The 887-nt window shown below is 28.3% G+C and carries 1 pseudogene; it reads right to left on the reverse strand.

Going from position 1 to position 887, the window contains the following annotated elements:
* Positions 1–16: 16 nt before the first annotated feature.
* Positions 17–604 (reverse strand): annotated as a pseudogene (locus tag ON063_RS14685) (oligosaccharide flippase family protein).
* Positions 605–887: the final 283 nt, after the last annotated feature.

Consider the following 887-nt stretch of genomic DNA (forward strand, 5'->3'; position numbering starts at 1 on the left):
AAAATACTAAAGAAGGTCACCAGTTCAAATGAAACCACAAAAGAATAGTGATTACTGCTGTATTGATTAATTGAGAGGTTACTAAAGACCAAATACCAAAGCCTTCATAAGCGATAAATATGCCAATAGATCCAGATATAAATGCAGCAATTAAAGTCGAATAAAATTGAATTTTAAATTTTAATTTTTTTGCTATGAATGAATTTTGTATAGAATTTATTGCACCTAGAAATAGACTTAACGACAGTATTCTAATCACTGATATTAAAATTTCTTCATCGTAAAACCTTCAAATTATTGGCGCTAAGAAAAATAATAAAGTGTATAGTATTGTAGAAATGAACAGACTAAAGTAAAACACTGTCGAATAATCTAACCTATCTGTATCTTTTTTTTGAATTAATGCGATATTTAAACCACTCTGTACTAAGATAATTGTGATTCCTAACATAATGTTTACAATTGCCAGGACACCATAATCTGTAGGTGAGAGTAATCTTGCTAAAACTATCTGAATCCCAAACTGCATTCCTAAATATCCAAATTTTTCCATAAATTTCCATAAAAAGGAGTTTATGAATTTATTATTTAATTCTTCAGACATATTTACACCTCTGTATTATATTTATTTAATTTATCCCAAAGTGACTTAGTTTTAAAGTTAGCATCTAATTTCAAAAGCCGTTGTAAAATACTCGTTTCAGTCAGACCGTTTATTAAAGTACAACACACGTGATTGCTTATTATTTCCACACTTTCAGGTAGAAGATGAATATAATTGAAGCCTGAGGTTAATAAACATTTATAGCATAATAAAATCTTCTGTTTGTGGTTGTTTTAGTTAAAATATCAATGGCTCTGTGCTAAAACTTTAGTCAATAGATGAA

Origin of the sequence: Exiguobacterium sp. B2(2022), from assembly GCF_028823655.1 — a bacterium.
In the GTDB taxonomy this organism is placed as follows: domain Bacteria; phylum Bacillota; class Bacilli; order Exiguobacteriales; family Exiguobacteriaceae; genus Exiguobacterium; species Exiguobacterium aestuarii_A.